17 protein-coding genes and 1 pseudogene are annotated in these 17040 nt (G+C 72.9%); 10 read left to right on the top strand and 8 right to left on the bottom strand.

Features of this window, described 5'->3' with window-relative positions:
• Positions 1-5: 5 nt before the first annotated feature.
• The 3 genes from ACFY23_RS11085 to ACFY23_RS11075 all read right to left on the bottom strand — a co-directional run bounded on the left by ACFY23_RS11085 (position 6) and on the right by ACFY23_RS11075 (position 3056).
• Positions 6-1022: an NAD-dependent epimerase/dehydratase family protein gene (locus ACFY23_RS11085; protein ID WP_350687132.1), complete on the bottom strand. Its 1017-nt coding sequence runs from the start codon at positions 1020-1022 to the stop codon at positions 6-8.
• Between the two features lie 92 nt (positions 1023-1114).
• Positions 1115-1996 carry a Gfo/Idh/MocA family oxidoreductase gene (locus tag ACFY23_RS11080; protein ID WP_350687131.1) on the bottom strand — a complete coding sequence of 294 codons (882 nt, stop codon included), beginning with the start codon at positions 1994-1996 and terminating at the stop codon, positions 1115-1117.
• A 55-nt stretch (positions 1997-2051) separates the two neighbouring features.
• A complete protein-coding gene (locus ACFY23_RS11075) occupies positions 2052-3056 on the bottom strand; it encodes a hydroxyacid dehydrogenase (protein ID WP_350819715.1) in 1005 nt (334 codons plus the stop codon).
• A gap of 15 nt (positions 3057-3071) precedes the next feature.
• Between ACFY23_RS11075 and ACFY23_RS11070 the strand changes: the two are divergent.
• Positions 3072-3224: pseudogene (locus ACFY23_RS11070) on the top strand (helix-turn-helix domain-containing protein); the annotation flags it as partial.
• Positions 3221-3415, top strand: a complete 195-nt coding sequence (locus ACFY23_RS11065) for a zinc ribbon domain-containing protein (RefSeq protein ID WP_350686027.1) — start codon at positions 3221-3223, stop codon at positions 3413-3415. The pseudogene ACFY23_RS11070 and the gene ACFY23_RS11065, both read left to right, overlap by 4 nt.
• Here ACFY23_RS11065 and ACFY23_RS11060 read toward each other — a convergent pair.
• From ACFY23_RS11060 to ACFY23_RS11050, 3 genes are all read right to left on the bottom strand, one after another.
• A complete protein-coding gene (locus tag ACFY23_RS11060) occupies positions 3405-4307 on the bottom strand; it encodes a carbohydrate ABC transporter permease (protein ID WP_350686025.1) in 903 nt (300 codons plus the stop codon). The two genes, ACFY23_RS11065 and ACFY23_RS11060, sit on opposite strands and share 11 nt — an antisense overlap.
• Positions 4304-5206, bottom strand: coding sequence for a sugar ABC transporter permease (locus tag ACFY23_RS11055; RefSeq protein ID WP_350686023.1), 903 nt, complete (start codon positions 5204-5206; stop codon positions 4304-4306). Before ACFY23_RS11055 ends, ACFY23_RS11060 begins: the two co-directional genes overlap by 4 nt.
• Positions 5207-5269: 63 nt before the next feature.
• Positions 5270-6511 carry a sugar ABC transporter substrate-binding protein gene (locus ACFY23_RS11050; protein WP_350686021.1) on the bottom strand — a complete coding sequence of 414 codons (1242 nt, stop codon included), beginning with the start codon at positions 6509-6511 and terminating at the stop codon, positions 5270-5272.
• 149 nt (positions 6512-6660) lie between these two features.
• Between ACFY23_RS11050 and ACFY23_RS11045 the strand changes: the two genes are divergently transcribed.
• The 4 genes from ACFY23_RS11045 to ACFY23_RS11030 all read left to right on the top strand — a co-directional run bounded on the left by ACFY23_RS11045 (position 6661) and on the right by ACFY23_RS11030 (position 9580).
• Complete coding sequence (locus ACFY23_RS11045) at positions 6661-7920, top strand: Gfo/Idh/MocA family oxidoreductase (protein ID WP_350686019.1); 1260 nt, start codon at positions 6661-6663, stop codon at positions 7918-7920.
• A 311-nt stretch (positions 7921-8231) separates the two neighbouring features.
• The gene (locus tag ACFY23_RS11040; RefSeq protein ID WP_350686018.1) at positions 8232-8567 is read left to right on the top strand and encodes a metalloregulator ArsR/SmtB family transcription factor; all 336 of its coding nucleotides are present in this window, start codon (positions 8232-8234) and stop codon (positions 8565-8567) included.
• Positions 8567-9049, top strand: coding sequence for an SRPBCC family protein (locus tag ACFY23_RS11035; protein WP_350686017.1), 483 nt, complete (start codon positions 8567-8569; stop codon positions 9047-9049). The genes ACFY23_RS11040 and ACFY23_RS11035 overlap by 1 nt, the downstream gene beginning before the upstream one ends.
• Positions 9050-9178: 129 nt before the next feature.
• Positions 9179-9580, top strand: a complete 402-nt coding sequence (locus ACFY23_RS11030) for a DUF2267 domain-containing protein (RefSeq protein WP_350686015.1) — start codon at positions 9179-9181, stop codon at positions 9578-9580.
• A 51-nt stretch (positions 9581-9631) separates the two neighbouring features.
• On the opposite strand, the gene ACFY23_RS11025 is transcribed toward ACFY23_RS11030, so the two are convergent.
• Complete coding sequence (locus tag ACFY23_RS11025; protein WP_350686013.1) at positions 9632-11089, bottom strand: pyridoxal-dependent decarboxylase; 1458 nt, start codon at positions 11087-11089, stop codon at positions 9632-9634.
• A gap of 245 nt (positions 11090-11334) precedes the next feature.
• Between ACFY23_RS11025 and shbA the strand changes: the two genes are divergently transcribed.
• From shbA to ACFY23_RS11005, 4 genes are all read left to right on the top strand, one after another.
• On the top strand, positions 11335-11913 hold the full coding sequence (gene shbA, locus ACFY23_RS11020) for an RNA polymerase sigma factor ShbA (RefSeq protein WP_350686011.1): 579 nt from the start codon (positions 11335-11337) through the stop codon (positions 11911-11913).
• Complete coding sequence (locus ACFY23_RS11015) at positions 11910-12698, top strand: anti-sigma-D factor RsdA (protein WP_350686010.1); 789 nt, start codon at positions 11910-11912, stop codon at positions 12696-12698. Before shbA ends, ACFY23_RS11015 begins: the two co-directional genes overlap by 4 nt.
• A 269-nt stretch (positions 12699-12967) precedes the next feature.
• Positions 12968-13429, top strand: a complete 462-nt coding sequence (locus tag ACFY23_RS11010; RefSeq protein WP_350819714.1) for a hypothetical protein — start codon at positions 12968-12970, stop codon at positions 13427-13429.
• Positions 13430-13631: 202 nt separating this feature from the next.
• The gene (locus ACFY23_RS11005) at positions 13632-14861 is read left to right on the top strand and encodes a helix-turn-helix domain-containing protein (protein WP_350687524.1); all 1230 of its coding nucleotides are present in this window, start codon (positions 13632-13634) and stop codon (positions 14859-14861) included.
• A 174-nt stretch (positions 14862-15035) separates the two neighbouring features.
• Here the strand turns inward: ACFY23_RS11005 and ACFY23_RS11000 are convergent, their stop codons facing one another.
• Entirely contained in the window at positions 15036-16949 is a 1914-nt protein-coding gene (locus ACFY23_RS11000) for a Xaa-Pro dipeptidyl-peptidase (RefSeq protein ID WP_350819712.1), read from the bottom strand.
• Positions 16950-17040 lie beyond the last annotated feature (91 nt).

Raw genomic sequence — 17040 nt, 5'->3', positions numbered from 1 at the left:
CTCTCCTAGAACTTGCCGTCGCGGGTCTGGAACCCGGTCGGCTTGCCGAGCAGGGGCTGGCCGTCGGCGACCCAGTCCGCCGTCAGATCGATCAGCTCGGCGACCGACACATCTGGGTAGCCGAAGAGCCGGTGGCAGAGCTGGGCGTTGGACAGCAGCGCGGTCGGCGCCTCGGTGCCGGTGAAGACCGGCTCGCGGCCCAACCGGGCGGCGAGCGCGGTGGCGACCTGACGGATCGAGACCAGCTCCGGCCCGGTCAGGTTCAACACGAACGGCGGTGTCCGCGTGTGGTGCAGGGCGCGCAGGGTGACCTCGTTGGCGTAGCCCTGCCAGACGATGTTGGCGTGCCCCATGGTGAGGTCCACGGGCTCGCCCGCGTGCAGGGTGCGGGCGATGTCGACGAGGACGCCGTAGCGCATCTCGACGGCGTAGTTGAGTCGGATCAGGGCCAGCGGGGTGTCGTCGCGCAGCGCGAAGTGGGTGAGGATGCGCTCGCGGCCCAGGCAGGACATGGCGTACTCGCCGACCGGCTGGACCGGAACCTGCTCGACGCAGCCGCCGGAGGTCACCGGGACCAGCGGGTAGACGTTGCCGGTGCTCAGCGCCACCAGGCGGGATCCGGCGAAGCGCTGCGCGACCCGCCCGGGCAGGTAGGTGTTGGTGGCCCAGGTGGCGTGCTCCCGGCCGGAGGTGCCGAACTTCGCCCCCACCAGGAAGACCACGTTGGGCGCGTCGGGCAGCGCGGCCAGCGCCGCGTCGTCGGTGATGTCGGCCTCGACCACGACCGCGCCCTCGTCACGCAGGGCGTCGGCCAGCCCCGCCTCCGAGAAGCGGGACACGGCGATCACCCGGGCGCCGGTGCCCGCCGCCGCCACGCCCCGCAGGGCCAGCCGAACGAGGCTCGGCCCCAGCTTGCCGCCCGCCCCGAGGATCAGGATGTCCCCGTCGAGCTTTCGCAGATCGTCCACCAGGACGTCCCGCGGGCGCGAGAGCCGCTCCTCCAGGTCCGCCACCGTACGCATGCCACCACACCCCTTCCGAAGTAACGGTCATGACCGTAACCTCCGGCCGGAGGGGCGTCAAGGCACCCGACGCGTGGATCGGGTCGGCGGGTTCAGGCCACGGCACGCGCCGAGGTGAGAACGTCCAGCACGGCGCGGGTCTGCGCCCACGGCACCGGGCTCGGCGCGCCCCGGACCATGCTCACGAACGCGTCGATGGTGGCCCGGTAACCCAGCTCGTCGGCGCCGCCGCGCAGCACGACCCGGCGCTCCCCCGCGGCGGTGTGCACGGTGACCTCGTACGCCTCGCCCTCGCTGACCCCGAGCACCTCCACCGTGCCGGGCACCCCGTCGTCCCACTGCACGGCCAGCAGCCCGGTGTCCTCCGAGCGCAGCCCCCGGTGCCGGCGTACGGTGCCGGCGGCGCCCACCAGCCGCACCGCCGGCCCGAGCAGCGCGACCAGCAGCTCCACGCCGTGCAGCCCCATCATGACCAGGGTGCCCCCGCCGACCGCCGGGTCGTCCTGCCACGGGTTGTAGCCGGTGGCCCAGAGCCCGACGTCGTGCCGGACCGTGGCGCGTACCGACAGCACCTCCTCGCGCGGCACGTCGAACGCGACGAACTCCGGCGCGAAGCGCAGCACCGAGGAGGAGAGCACCAGCTCCGGGGCCCGCGCCACGACCCACTCCAACCGGTCGAGCTGCCCGACGGTCGCGGCGGCCGGCTTGTTGACGAAGCACGGCAGCTTGCGCTCCAACACCTGCGCCAACGCCTCCGGCACGTCCGAGGTGGGGACGGTGAGGACCACGCCGTCCGGGTCGGTCGCCAGCAGCCCGGCCAGGTCCGGCGCGACCGCCGCGTCCGGCTGCTCGGCCCGGAACCGTGCCAGCCGCTGCGGGTCGGGCTCCCACACCACGAGCTCCGCGTCGTCGCGCAGCGTGCGGGCGTCGGTGTAGGGGTGACTGGTGGCCAGTCCGGCGAGGGCGATGCGCATGAGCGCAGAGGCTACTCATCCGGGCTGCCGCCGCGCCAGGGCAGGTCAGCCCTGCTCAGCCTGTTCGCTCGAGGTGCTCCGGCCGCACCTCGTGGCGCAGCTGCTCCCCGCGTAGGAACCGGTCGATCTCGGCGATGACGATGTCGGCGGCCCGCCGCCGCGACCCGACCGTCCCGGCCGCCTCGTGCGGGGTCAGCAGCACGTTCGGCAGCCGCCGGAACGGATGGTCCACCGGCAGCGGCTCGGCGTCGAACACGTCCAGCGCGGCGTCGATCCGCCCGGAGCGCAGCACCGCCAGCAGCGCGGCCTCGTCGACCAGCGCCGAGCGGGCCGTGTTGACCAGCAGCGCGCCGTCGGGCATCAGGGCCAGTTCGCGCGCGCCGATCATCCCGACGGTCTCCGGCAGCACCGGCGCGTGCAGGGACACCACGAGGCTGCGGGCGAGCAGGTCGTCGAGCGCGACCCGCTCGACCCCGAGCGCCGCGGCCTCGGCGTCGGACAGGTACGGGTCGGCCACCAGCACCCGCGCCCCGAGCGCCCGCACCAGGCCGAGATACGCCCGGCCGGTGCGGGACGCCCCGACGACCCCGACGACCGCGCCGCGCAGTTCCCGCCGGGGCGGCGCCGCCTTCGCGGTCGCCCAGTCGACCCCGGTCCGCAGCGCGTGGTCGAAGCGGTGCAGCCGGTGCAGCAGGGCGAGGGTCAGCGCGAGCGCCTGCTCCCCCACCGCGTACGCCATCGCCTCGCCGGCCTGGGTGACGCGGACACCCCGGGCGAAGCTGGCGGGGGTGACGAACGGTTTGACGCTGGCCCCGGTGTGCGCGAGCAGCCGCAGCCGGGGCGCGGCGGCGAGCACCGCCGCCGACAGCGGCGCGGTGCCCCAGCCGGTGACGACGACGTCGGCGTCGCCGAGCAGCCGGGCGAGCACGGTTTCGTCGCCGACGTCGGCGCCGTCCGGCGGCTGCCGCAGCTCACCCAGCCCGCGCAGCGCCGCCCAGCCGTCCGCGTCGAAGAACAGGTCACGAACGTCCGGTCGGGCCGCCACCGCGATGACGCTCACCGGATCACCGCCAGGATGCCCCGTCCTTCAGGGCGGGGAGGGATGGCGGACGCGTTGTCAGCCACGACTGTCCTTTCTGGTAGGACTGGTTCTGTGCGGACGGCGTACAGGTGTCGGGCGTACCCGACGCCGGAGCAGGCGGAGGTGCTGAACCGCACGTTCGGATGTGTGCGTGTCGTCGGTGCCGTTGCAGCAGACCCTGCGGCACCAGCAGGTACCCGTCGTCGAAGACGTGTTCGGCGTGCGGGCACCTGCTCGCCCAGCTTTCCCTCGGCACACGCCACTGGACGTGTCCGGGGTGCGGCACCCGGCACGACCGGGACGTCAACGCCGCCAAGGGGGAGGATGTCAACCCTTGATTCCCGTGGTGGCGACGCCCTCCTGGAAGTAGCGCTGCCCGATCAGGTACGCCATGAAGATCGGCACGAACGCCACGACCGACCCGGCGAGGATCATGTTCAGCGCCACGTTCTCCTGCTGGAGCGAGGCGATGCCGGTGGTGAGGGTACGCATGTCGAGGCTCTGCCCGACGATGAGCGGCCACAGGAAGTCGTTCCAGTGCCACAGGAAGACGAAGACGCCGAGCGTGGCGAGGATCGGCTTGATCAGCGGCAGCACGATCGAGACGTACACCCGCCACTCGGAGCAGCCGTCGAGGCGGGCCGCCTCGAACAGCGAGTCGGGCAGTGAGGCGATGAACTGTCGCATGAGGAACACCGCCTGGGCGTTGGCCAGGGTCGGCACGATCATGCCCCAGTACGTGTCCACGCCGTTCATCTTGGAGATGATGATGAACGTCGGGATCATCGTGACGTGGTACGGCACCATCAGCATCGCCAGGAACGACCAGAACATGGTCTCCTTGCCCGGGAAGCGCTTCTTGGCGAAGGCGTAACCGGCCATCGAGGCGAACAGCAGCACGCCGACCACGGACACCACCGAGTAGATGATGGTGTTCCACATCCAGCGCAGCACGCTCTTGGCGCCGATCACCTGGTCGTACGCCTCGGTGGAGAACGGCCACGGCAGCAGGCTGTCCGGGAAGGTGACCGGTCCGGTCGGCTTGAACGACAGCACGACCATCGCGTAGAAGGGGAAGAGCGTCACCGCCGCGCCGACCACCAGCAGCGTGGTGCGGCCGACCACCCAGCCCTTGCCGGCCCGGCCGGGCCGGTACGCCCGCCGGGCGCCCTCCGGCGGTGCCGGCGGGGTGGGGACGGCGGTGGCCGGTGGCGTGATCGTGTCCGTCATTCTTCCCTCCCGAGGGTCAGCCGCTGGATCAGCGCCACGATGATCGTCAGCACGAACAGCGCGACCCCGACGGCGCTGGCGTAGCCCAGGTCGAAGTACTTGAAGCCCTGGTCGTAGAGCAGGTAGACCAGGCTGTAGCTGGACCGCACGGGGCCGCCGCCGGTCATCACGTAGATCAGGTCGAAGACCTGGAACGACACGGTGGTCTCGATGATGGCGACGAAGAACAGGGCGGGCCGCAGCTGGGGCAGCGTCACGTACCGGAAGCGCTGCCACGCCGACGCGCCGTCGGTCAGCGCCGCCTCCTCCAGCTCCGCCGGGATGTCCTGCATCCGGGCGAGCAGGATCAGCATGCCGTAGCCGAAGCGGGACCAGACCGACACCAGCACCAGCGCGGGGACCACCAGCACGCTGTCGGCGAGCCAGGAGCCGGCCGGCAGGCCGATCGCGCCCATCGCCCGTGACCACGGCCCGTCCTCGGCGAAGACCCAGGTGAAGACCACGCCGGCGAGGACCAGGCTGGTCACCACCGGCAGGAAGAAGATGGACCGGAAGAGCTTCGCGCCGCGGAAGGCACGGCGGGTCAGCAGCGCCATGCCGAGCGAGGCCAGCATCGACAGCGGTACGGACAGCACGGTGAACAGCACCGTGACGCGCAGCGCCGTCCAGAACGTGGGATCGTCGACGAGCCGGCGGAAGTTCTCCAGCCCGACGAAGCTGGTCTCGCCGCCGATGGTGTAGTCGGTGAAGCCCAGGACCACCCCGGCGATCGCCGGCCCGAACCGGAAGACGACGAAGAGCAGCAGGAACGGCAGGACGAACAGCAGCGCCGTGCCGGCCTCACGGGCGGAGGGGCGGCGCAGGCGTACGCGCTGGCGGGTCCCCGGTAGTGCAACCATCTGACAACCTTTCTCGGCGGCTCGCGGTGGGCGCGCGTGCGCCCACCGCGAGCCGCGCCGGCACTATCCGAGCAGCGGAGTGGCGGCCTTCGCCGCGTCCTCGAGCGCCTGGTCCACGGACTTCTTGCCGAGCAGGGCGGCCTGGATCTCCGGGGAGAGGACGCCCTGGACGTCGCGGGCCTTCTCGTGCAGCGGGCCGACCGTGCTGGTGGCCACGTGCTTCTCCTGCTCCCCGAGGACGGGGTCACCGGCGTACAGCGGACCGCTGGACTTGCGGGGGGAGAACAGGCTGGCGCCGAGGTCGTACTTCTTGCTGTTCTCGGCGTTGGTGGCGAAGGCCAGCCACTTGCCGGCCGCCTCCTTGTCCTTGGAGGTCTTCAGCATCGACAGCGAGCCGACGGTGCCGTAGCCGATCTGCTTGGTCTCGGTGAAGTGCGGGACGACCTGGATGTTCTCCTTGCCCCAGAACTTCTCGATCTCGGCCACCGGCGTGTACCACGTGCAGCCGACCTTGTTCTGCGCAACGCGGGTCTGCTCGATCGGCGGGACGGTGGTGAGCATGGACTTGTCGACGTAGCCGCCGTCGACGAGCTGCTTGAGGAAGTTCAGGGCCTTCTTGCCGGCCTCGCTGTTGAAGGCGACCGACTTGCCGTCCGGGCTGAACACGTCGCCGCCGGCCTGCCAGAGCAGCGGGTAGAAGGTCTGGTTCAGGGTCTGCTTGGCGTCACCGGCGTACGAGACGATGTCGTAGCCCTTGGCCTTGAACTTCGGGGCCAGGGTGAGCAGGTCGTTCCAGGTGGTCGGGTACTTCGTCTCGCCGACGGCCGCGAAGACCTTCTTGTTGCAGATGGGCGTGGAGGCGCTGGTGAGGATCGGGGCGCCCATCATCTTGCCGTCGATGGTCACCGACTGCACCACGTTCGCGTGCAGGTCGCTCTTGGTCGCCTCGTCGAGGTACTTGTCGGCGGGCTCGATGTTGCGGGCGTACTTGGGCAGCTGGTCGGGGATCAGGTAGACGATGTCCGGCCCCTTGTTGCCCGCGATCGCGGTGGCGAGCGCCTGGTCGCGGTTGGCCCAGGGGAAGATCTCGACCTTGACGTTGATGTCGGGGTTGGCCACCTGGAACGCCTTGATGGTCTCGTCCCAGTGCGCGCGGTGCTTCGCCTCGTCGAAAATAGCCGGATATGTCCACATTGTCACGGTCGCCTTGCCGGAGTCACCGGAGCCGGAACCGCCACAGCCCGTAGCCGCGAGCGCGGCGACGGTCGCCACCGCCACGGCCGACAGGCTCTTCCGAACACGCATCTCGCATCCTTCCGGGGGAGTCAGGTTCGCAGTACATTAACTTACGGTCCGGGCCGATACTAGAGCCCGTATGTACCGAGGTCACATCGTTACTGTTCGTGTGAATGCCTGAACAGATCGATCCAGAACCGTAATAGCGAAGGATCCCGATGACCGTCACCCTCGCCGTCGTCGGCGCCGGCAGCCGCGGCAGCACGTACGCCGGATACGCACTGCGCCACCCCGAGCAGGCCCGCGTCGTCGCGGTCGCCGAACCCCGGCCCGCTCACCGCAACGCGCTCGCCGACGCCCACGGCGTCGCGGCGTCCGCGTCGTTCGAATCCTGGCAGGACCTCGCCGCGCAGCCTCGACTGGCCGACGCCGTCGTCCTCGCCACCCCCGACCGGGAGCACGCCGAACCGGCCGTCCGCCTCGCCGACCTCGGCTACCACATTCTGCTGGAGAAGCCGATCGCGCCCAGCGAGGCCGAGTGCCATGCCGTCGCCGAAGCGGCCGAGCGCACCGGCGTCCTGCTCGCCGTCTGCCACGTGCTGCGCTACACCCGCTACACCGACGCGGTGAAGCGGCACGTCGACAGCGGGGCGCTGGGCCGTGTCGTCGGTGTGGAGCACCTGGAGCCGGTCGGCTGGTGGCATTTCGCCCACTCCTACGTCCGTGGCAACTGGCGCCGCGCCGAGGACTCCTCCAGCAGCCTGCTCGCCAAGTGCTGCCACGACCTGGACTGGCTGCGCTACGTCGTCGACGACGTCCCGACGCGGGTCAGCAGCGTCGGCGCGCTGCACCACTTCCACCCCGGCAACCGGCCGCGCGGCGCCGCCGACCGCTGCCTCGACTGCCGGGTCGAGTCGACCTGCCCGTACTCGGCCGCCCGCTTCTACCGCGCCTGCCTGGCGGATCCCGACCGGCACCAGTGGCCGCTGTCGGTGGTGACCCGCGACCTGACCGAGGAGGGAGTGGACGCCGCGCTCCGCGACGGACCGTACGGGCGGTGCGTCTACGGCGGCGGCAACGACGTCGCCGACCACCAGAGCGTCACCGTCTCGTTCGCCGGCGGCGCGACCGCCACCCTCACCATGAGCGCCTTCACCCCCGGCGGGCACCGGCGCACCCGGATCATGGGCACCCACGGCTACCTGGAGGGCGACGGCGAACAGGTCAGCGTCACCGACTTCGTCACCGGCGAGACCGTCACCACCGACACGCGGGGCGGCGGGGCGGACGCCGGCTCCGGCCACGGCGGCGGCGACATGGCGCTGATGGCGGCCTTCGTGGAGGCGGTGGCCACCGGCGACCGGTCCCGGATGCGCTCGGGGCCGAGGGAGTCCCTGGACAGCCATCTGATGGCGTTCGCCGCCGAACGCAGCCGGCTCGCCGGCGGCGTCCCGGTGGCGCTCGCGCCCACCGGCTGACCGAAGGCGCGCCCTCCCGGGCGTCGGTCTTCGCGGCACCGGGGTGGCACGCGGCCCGCTCCTCCCCTACGCCCTGCGCACGCCACGATCCGGCGGCAGCGCCAGCATGCGCGCTGTCGCCGGGCTCGGCGGGATGCCCAACTCCTGCCGCAGCACCCGTTGACAGCTGGCTTGCAGCCGGCCGACCCAGCCGCTCGGCCTCGTCGCGCCAGCGGCGCACCGCCCGGAGCCGTACGGCTGTCGAAGGCCACGGGACGACCGGAAACCTCGGCACTTGTCTCCGCTGTTTGGTAAGTCTAGGCTTACCGTTCGTGGAGACTTACGGTTGGGATGCCCTCGGCCTCCTCGGCGACCCCACCCGACGCGCGATCTTCGAGCTCCTGGCCCGCCGCCCGCGCTCCGTGGGCGAGCTGGCCCAGCAACTGCCGATCAGCCGCCCGGCGGTGTCCCAACACCTGCGGGTGCTCAAGAACGGCGGTCTGGTCGTCGACCAGGCCGACGGCACCCGTCGCATCTACCGCCTCAACCCGGACGGGCTGGCGGCGATGCGGGCGTATCTGGACCGAGTCTGGGACGAGGCGCTCACCGCCTTCCAGAAGGCCGCCGAGGCGGCCCCCGCCGATTCCGAATCCGAACAGGAGCAGTGATGGACAACCCTTCCGCGATCCCCGCGATCCGCCGGACGATCACCGTCAGCGCACCCGTCGAGCGCGCCTTCCGCGTCTTCACCGAGTCCATCGGCACCTGGTGGCCCGCCGGTTACCACATCGGTCGCGCCGAGTTCGCCGAGGCGGTGCTGCAACCGGGCGCGGGCGGGCGGTGGTTCGAGCGCGGCACCGACGGAAGCGAGTGCGACTGGGGCCGCGTGCTCGCCTGGGAGCCCCCGCACCGACTGCTCCTGACCTGGCAGATCAACGGCGAGTGGCAGTACGACCCGGACGACGGACACGCCAGCGAGATCGAGGTGCGGTTCACCGCGGCCGGGCCCGACCAGACCGTCGTCGAGCTCGAACACCGCCACCTCGACCGGCTCGCCAACGGCAGGGCCATGCACGACGCGGTCGGCGGCGACGGCGGCTGGACCGGCGTCCTCGAGGGGTACGCCAAGGTGGCGGCGAGCAGCGCCTGAAGCCCGTCACCCCCTGCTCGTGGATCGACGTGGGCGGCCGCCCGGCCCGGACGCCGCCCCCGGCCCGGCCGTTTGCCGCGCCGGCACCCGGGTAGACGGCGCTACCCGTCGGAGAGGGAGGCCCGGAAGGTGGACAACAGCGAGTTCATCGACTCGGTGGCGAAACGCCTGCGCACGTCGCCCGAGCAGGCCACCGCCATCACGCGCGCCACGCTCACGACCCTGGCGGAGCGGATCGACGGGGGCGAGGCGCGGGACCTCTCCGCCCGGCTTCCCGACGAGCTGCGGGCCTACGCGTTCGCGCCCAGGGACAAGGCCCAGCGCTTCGGGATGGACGCGTTCGTCCAACAGGTCAGCGGGCGGGCCGAGGTCGACGGCACGACGGCGAAGGCCGGCATGCGGGCGGTGTTCGACACCCTCCGCGAGGCCCTCCCGCCCGGCGACTACGACGACGTCGTCACCCACCTTCCCGCCGAGTTCTGGGAACTCACCGACTCGGCGGGGCGATACGACGGCGGGCGCGGCCGCTAGCGGGCGCACCAGGGGGTCGGCCACGGGCTGCGGCGAACCGACGCGGGCCGGTCAGCCGGTCAGCTTGGCGGTCAGCTCGCGGACCACGTCGACGAGCAGGTCGATGTCGCCCTCGGTGGTGCGCCAGTTGACGATCGCCGGCCGCAGCGCCACCCGCCCGTCGTACCGGGTGGTGCCGACGTAGACCCGGCCGTCCGCGAGCAGCGCGGCGCCCAGCCGCCGGTTGAGGTCGTCGAGGGCCTCTCCCCGCATGCCGGGCGGGTTGGCGCGGAAGCAGACGATGTTCAACGGCACGTCGGCGAGCCGCTCCAGCTCCGGCGCCTCGTCGACCAGCCCGGCCAGCCGCTGCGCCAGGTCGAGATGCCGCTCGACCATCGCCCGGTGCCCGTCCCGGCCGTACGCGGCCAGCGTCGCCCAGATCGGCAGCGACCGGGCCCGGCGCGACGACTCCGGCCCGAGCAGCGCGTAGTCCGGCCCGCCGGACGGCACCCGCAGCGCACTGCCCTCCCCCGGCAGGTACGCCGCGCCGGGCATGCCGAACGCCGCCGGCAGCCGCGCCGGGTCCTTCAGGAACGCGAAGCCGCTCTCGTAGGGCACGTTGAGCCACTTGTGGCCGTCGCCCGCGATCGAGTCGGCCCGCTCGATCCCGTCCACCAGGTGACGGGTGCGCGGGGACAGGGCGGCGAAGATGCCGAACGCGCCGTCGACGTGCAGCCAGGCGCCGTGCCGCTCGGCGATGTCGGCCAACTCCGCCACCGGGTCGAAGTCACCGGCGTTCACCTCACCCGCGCTGGCGATCAGCACCGCCGGGGCGTCGATCTCGGCGAGCCGGCGCTCCAGCGTGGCGAGGTCGACCCGGCCCACGCCGTCGCGGGCGAGGACCTCGACCGAGTCCCGCCCGTGCCCGAGCAGTTGCAGGGCCTTGCGGTCGCTGGCGTGCACGTAACCGCCGGAGAGCACCGGCATCCGCGGCAGCCCGGCCAGCCCCCGCGCCGCCACGTCCACCCCGTGCCGTTCGGCCCACCAGTGGGTGGCGGCGGCGAGCCCGGTGACGTTGGCGAAGGTGGCGCTGGCGACCAGCGCACCGCCGAACCGTTCCGGCAGGCCGAACAGCTCCCGCAGCCAGGTCAGCGCGATCGTCTCCGTCTCGGCGGCGAGCGGGGACGAGGCGCGGAACGCGGCGTTCTGGTCCAGCAGCGCGGCGGTCCAGTCGCCGGCCAGCGCCGCCGGGGTCGCTCCGCCGATGATGAAGTGGAAGAACCGCGGCCCCGCCGAGTGCGTGGCGGCGGCCGTACCGACCCGCAGCAGCCGGCGCACCGCGGCGGCGGCGCCCTCGCCCCGCTCCGGCAGCCCCCCGTCGCCGGTCGGCCGCCACAGCTCGCGCAGCAGCGGCTCCGTGCCCGGGTCGTGCACCAGCCGGTCCGTCAGGGACGACAGGTAGGGGGCGGCGGCTTCGTACACCTGGCGCAGCACGGCCTCGGCGTCGCCGTCGCGGAGCGGGTCGGTCATCGGTGGTGGCCTCCTCACCGGTCGTCGCCGGGGCTGGTCGGTGGCCTGCTCCGCCCCGCACCCCGGGTGGCCCCACCCTGCCACCCGGCGCCGGCCACCGCGCCGGCCAATTCCGGCGCGGTGGCCCGGCCACACCGCACCCTACTTCCGGTGGGCCGCGAACATCGGACCCGCGCTAGGCAAACGGGGCCGGGCTCGATAACGTGCCCGTAACCCCGCTGGTAGTGAAGGTGTCCTGCGACGCGATGACCACAACGATCGAGCCCGCGCTCGTCCGCCGGGCCGTCCAGGGCGACCGGGCAGCCGTCGCGGCCCTGCTCAGCGACATCCGTCCGGGGCTGGTGCGATACTGCCGCGCGCGACTGGGCCGGATCGGCGGCGCGTACGTGACCGCCGACGACGTCGCCCAGGAGATATGCCTCGCGGTGCTGCGGGCGCTGCCCCGCTACCGGGAGCAGGGCATGACCTTCGCGGCGTTCGTCTACGCCATCGCGGGGCACAAGGTGGCCGACGCGCAGCGCGCGGCCCTACGGGCTGCCTCCGTCGCCGTGACCGACACGCCTCTGGACCAGCCCACCGCCGAGCCCGGGCCGGAGCAGCAGGCCGTGGCCACCGACCTCGCCCGCCGGCTGTCGGTGCTGCTCAACCGCCTGCCGGACACGCAGCGGGAGATCGTCGTCCTCCGGGTGGCGGTCGGCCTCTCCGCGGAGGAGGTCGGCACGGTCGTCGGCATGTCCGCCGCCGCCGTCCGGGTGAACCAGTCCAGGGCCCTCGCCCGCCTCCGCACCCTGGCAGGCGACACACTCGACGAGGTGGCGGCATGAGCGAGCAGACCCGCTACGGCGGCGAGGAGCCGGACCTGGCGACGATCGCCCGGGACGACGAGCTGCTCGACGCGCTCGGCCGGGGCGAGCCGGGGCCGGCCGGTGACGACCTCGCCGCGATGCTGGCCGGCTGGCGGGGCGAGGTCGCCGCCGACGACCACGCCCTCAGGCCCGCCGTGGAACCCGTGTCCGCGAGGAGAGCCGGGCCGGCGCTGCTCGGCCCGGGGGTGCTGCGTCTCGCCGCCGCCGTCGTCGCGGTCGCCGTCATCTCCACCGGGCTCGGCGTCGGCAGCAGGCACGCCGGGCCGAGCAGTCCCCTGTGGTCCCTGACCAGGGTGCTCTATCCGGAACAGGCGGACGTGCGGCTCGTCGAGGACACCGTCCAGCGCGCCCGGACCGCCGCCACCGCAGGTCGGGTGGACGAGGCCCGGGCACTGCTCGCGCAGGCACGGACGGAGCTCACCGCGGTCGACGACCCGGCCGCCGCCCGCCGCCTGAACGCGGAACTCGACTCCCTGCAACACGCGCTGCTCGACACGGTGGCGACGCCCGGCACGCCGTCGACGGGCGTCTCGCGCCCGGTGCCCGCAGGTGACGGTGGGCCGGCGACGCCCGCCAGGCCCGCCCCGCCGCAGCCCGGGACACCCACGCCCGACGAATCCCCCGCCCCCGGCCTCGTCGTCCCCCTGCCTGGACTGCCCACGCTGCGGCCGGACCCGGGTCCGCCCACGGGCCTGCCATCCCTGCCCGAGCTGCCCCTCCCCGTCGGCCGAATCCCGGGCTAGGCCCCGGGACGAGCGGCGGTCGTACCCGCTCGCACGCGCCGACGATCGCGGCGTCGGGTAGCGGCGAAGTGGCGGGCTCCGGCCAGCGTGCGCTGGCTGACGGCGATCTCCCGGACCGGGCAAGAGAGCAGTCCCGGTTTGCCCTGTGCGATTCGTCACACCGTGACGCTGTTACGAATCGCGGCGCCGCGCCGACAACAGTATGGGGAGTGCCCTCGTTCGATGGCGGCCCTCGACCACTGTGCACTACCGAGGATGGGGTGATCCCGTTGCTGCCTGACCCGCACCCTGACCACACCGCCCGGCTGCCCGGCCTGTTCCGGGCGGTGGTCGGCGCGATCGACGAGGCAGACTGGGACTGCACCGTGTCGTCCGAGGGCCCGTTCCGGGTGGGGGACGTGCAGCGGGAGGTGGTCCAGGTGTCGGCGTGGAGCCAGACCGGTGATCGACTGTGGGCGGTCTTCGTCGCCGACGCACCGCCCGGCCGGCCGCGTCCGCCGTTCGCGCCGCTGCACGCGCTGGTCGGGCAGGGCGTGGGCGCGGCCACCGCCTCGGTCACCGACGCACTGGCATTCGTACGCGGGCATCCCCGCTCCGGGCCCCCCGAGCCCGCGCCCGATCGGCCGCGCGCGCCGCGCACCCCCGCCGAGCGGTCCTGCCCGGCGGCCAGGCCGACGCGGCGGCGCTCCTCGCCCGGTCCGCGGAGCGGGGGCAGCACCTGCACGAGGTGATCGACTCCGCCGCCGAGACGCCGCACGGGCCGCCGTTGTAACGGGAAGGGCCGCCAACCGCGCTCACCTATTGACGAGCCTGATCAGATCTTGATCGAGCGTGGTCGGGGAGGAACGATTCGAGGCAGCACGGAGACACCACGGACAGGCCGCACGCCCGTGCGGGGCACCGGTGGCACAGCGAGGGCGACCGGAGGGGCACATGCAGGGTGAGCTGCAGCGCATCGTCGACGCTCTCGCCGCCCACGTCGGGCGTCCGGCGTTGATCGAGGACCGGCGTCAGCGCCTGGTCGCCTACAGTGAACACACGGGTTTGATGGACGACGTCCGCAAGGCGTCGATCCTGCGCCGGCAGACCACGCCCGAGGTGATGGCCTGGTTCCGCGACGTCGGCATCCTGGAGGCCCGGGAGCCGGTGCGCACACCGCCGTCGGCGGAACTCGACCTCCTGCCCCGGGTCTGCGTGCCGGTCCGGCACCAGGACCTGCTGCTGGGTTTCGTGTGGTTCATCGACCCGGACGGCACCATGACCGGTGCCGACATCGAGGCCACCGGGCTGGTGAGCGAGCTGTCGCTGGCGCTCTACCGGGAGAACCTGCTCGGGGAGCTGGCCTCCCGACGCGAGACGGAGGCGGCGCGCACGCTGCTGTCCGACAGCGAGGCGACCCGGGACCGGTCGGTGCGGGCGCTGCGGGAGGCCGGGCTGATCGTCGGGGACGGCCCGGCGACCGCGCTCGTCGCGCAGCTCGTCACGCCCGGCGGCCAGGCGCCCGACGAGGCGGCCCGCCTCGCGCTGGAGCAGGCGCTGGTCAGCACCCGGCGTTGGATCGGCACCCGGGAGGCGCTGCACGTGGCCCGTGACGACCACGGCGTGCTGCTGCTCTGCGGCGACCGGGGTTCCGGCCGCCCCTCCCCCGAGGTCGCCGCCAAACTCCTGGACGACAACCTCCAGCAGGCGATCCGTGGGCTCGCCTCGGTCGAGCGCACCGTCGTCGGCGTCGGGCAGGCGCGCCCGGGCCTGGCCGACGCCGTCGGGTCGTACGCGGAGGCGCTACAGTCCGCCCGGGTGGGCGTCCGGCTGCCCGCCCTGGGCCGCGTGGTCTCCTGGTCCGGCCTGGGCATCTACCGGGTGCTGTCGCGGCTGGACGACCGGCACCTCGACATCGCCGACGTGCACCCGGGGCTGGAACGGCTGCTCCGCGAGCAGGCGAACCCGGTGCTGCTGGAGACCCTGGAACGCTATCTGGACCTGGCCGGCAACGCCCACGCCACCGCCGAACAGCTGCGGCTGCACCGCACCACCCTGTACTACCGGCTGCAGCGGATCGAGGAACTCGCCGAGACCGACCTGAAGGACGGCAACGAACGACTCTGCCTGCACCTGGCGTTGAAGCTGAGCCGGCTCACCGGCCACTACCGCCCGGCGGGCTGAGGCCGTCCGCCAGGTGCCGAGGCCGAGCTGGGGCCGGCCGGCGGGCTGAAGCCGCGCTGAGGCCGAGCAGCCGGGCTGAGGCCGAGCGGCCACCGGCCCGCCGGGACGCGGACGGCTCACGACGGGCGGGACGGGACGCCCGGCGTACCGCGCGTCCCGTCCCCCGGGTCTCGCCTACAGGCCGGCGCGCACGGCCGCCGGCCGGCCGCCGACGACCGGCAGCTCGATCCGGCTGCGGTCGAAGTGCACGGTGATGTCGGCCCGGTTCTGCTTCGCCCGGCTGCTGTAGCCCGAGTACGACCCGAGCAGGACCACGCCGATCTGGTGACCGGTGTCGAAGACGTAGTCCTCGGGGAGCAGCCGCACGTCGACCGCGTTCTTGGCGCCGGGCACCAGCGGTGTCGACGTGGTCAGCGAGGTGAGGTTGAGGCCGTCGACGATGCCCTTGGTCACCAGTTCCTGCGGGTTGCTGGCCACGGTCTTCTCCGTCTGCCGGTAGCAGGCCTCCTCGGCGTGCCCGCCCCAGGTGGCCTCGCCACCCCAGCAGTCCTGCCCGGCCAGGGTGCGGATGCCGTCGCCGGAGGTGCTGAACCTCGGCCGCGTCCCGTAGTCGACGAGCAGGCCGGCGAAGCTGGTGTCCGTGCCGTCGACCGACGCGTTGATCTTCACCACGGGCGAGCCGGAGACGTGCAGCGGCGCCCGCAGCGGCCCGGACAGGAACACCAGCCGGTTCTCCGTGTTCGCCAGCGGGTCCGACGGGTGCCGGATGGCGTTGGTCTGGCTCATCGAGGGCGTGTCCTGGAACGTCGCCGAGGCGTTGCCGGGGTGCGGGCGCACCGACAGCCCCCCGGTTGCCCCGTCGACACCGGGCTGCAGGAACACCTGGGTCGGGTGGGCGCCCGGCAGCGGCCAGGTGGGGTGGGACTCCCAGACGTCCGGTGCGCGCTCGACGTCGACCGCGGGTTCGGTCATGATGCCGTTGTCGATGCCGTGCAGCCAGTAGTCGAACCACCGGTGCAGCGTGTCCACCCACCTGTCGCGGCGGAAGTCGAACGGGTCGACGTGGCCGGTGCCGGTCAGCCAGAGCTTGCGGGGGACGTCGTGCTCCGCCAGCGCGTTCCACCAGGTGCTGAAGTGGTCCGGCCGGACGTTGTTGTCGTTGAGGCCGTGCACCACGAAGACGCTGGCGCGCACCTGGCCGGCGTGTGGGACGTAGTCCCGCTCGGCCCAGAAGTCGTTGTAGTCGCCGGTGACGTCGTCGACCCCGTCGCCGAGCCGGTTCCGCACCGGCGCGCAGTGCGCCCTGCGGTCGGGGTCGGTGACGGTGTTGGCGAGGCTGCCCGAGTAGTTGTTGGCCCGGGTGACCAGGCCGTTGCTGCGCGAGTAGTCGTACCAACTGGAGATGGCCGAGATGGGCACGATCGTGGCCAGCCCGTCCACCCCGCCGGCCGCGGCCGCGTTGGCCAGCGTGCCGTCGTACGACTTGCCGATCATGCCCGTGCGGCCGTTGTGCCAGTCGGCGACGACGGCGCGGCCAGCGGCGTCCCGGCCGGGGCGGCGGCCGTTGAGCCAGTCGATCGCCGTCGGCGCGCTGACGTTGTCGGCGCGGCCGCCGGTGACCGGGCAGCCGGTCGAGTTGTTGGTGCCGATCATGTCGAGCAGCACCACCGCGTACCCGCGCGGCACGAAGTAGTTGTCGTAGTACAGCGGCCAGCGGTCGTTGAGGCCGTCGCCGTCGAGGTCGGCCTTGCACTCCCCCTCGTTGCCCCGGCACACGGTGGAGTAGTAGGGGCTGGCGTCCATCACCACCGGCACGCGCAGCCCGTCGTCGCTGGCCCGGGGCCGGATGATGTCCATCGCGACGACGTCGCGCGCGCCGTCGGCGTCGGTGTCCACGTCGGAGGTGACGAAGACCCGCTCGCGGATCGCGTCGCCGTAACCGAACACCGGCTGGGTGACCCCGCCCTCGACGACCGGCCCGAGGCTCTCCGCCGCGGGCCGCGCCGTCGCGGTGGTCGCCGGCAGGCCGACGGCCACGGTCGCCGCGACCACCACCGCCGCCCGCCACCAGGTTCTCGTGGTTCGCATCGCGCTCCTCCCGTTCCGGCACACCCGCCGTCGGTCCGCCGCGCTCCGGCGGAAATACCAGCAGGTCGCCGGGCCGGCAGCGTGATCGAAG

Origin of the sequence: Micromonospora sp. NPDC000121, from assembly GCF_042899165.1 — a bacterium.
In the GTDB taxonomy this organism is placed as follows: domain Bacteria; phylum Actinomycetota; class Actinomycetes; order Mycobacteriales; family Micromonosporaceae; genus Micromonospora.
Note: the sequence above shows the minus strand (reverse complement) of the source record. Positions and strands in the feature narration are given on the sequence as shown.